The organism is uncultured Photobacterium sp., assembly GCF_947502415.1.
Lineage (GTDB): Bacteria > Pseudomonadota > Gammaproteobacteria > Enterobacterales > Vibrionaceae > Photobacterium.
Window position 1 is genome coordinate 1 of sequence record NZ_CANMZV010000136.1, and the last position, 247, is coordinate 247.

A 247-nucleotide genomic window follows, 5' to 3' on the forward strand; every position below is an offset into this window, starting at 1 on the left:
GGTTAGATGCTCGAGTTGATTGTTCGCCAAGTCAGCCAGAAGATGATCAGATTAAAGTTTACGAAAATTTTCGTATGTCATATATTCATCAAACTTATCGTCTTACAAATGAACAAAAACAGTACGGTAAGCTGAATTGGTTAAATCTTGATGAAGTAGAACTGGATTTCTCAATACTTGAAAATGTTCCTCTTGAAGAAAGGTTGATGTTTAAACTTGAAGAAGATTTTGGGTATGTGTTTATTCA

At 33.2% G+C, this 247-nt stretch carries 1 pseudogene; it reads left to right on the top strand.

The features are described from left to right. A pseudogene (locus Q0852_RS23845) lies at positions 1–247 on the top strand (hypothetical protein); the annotation flags it as partial.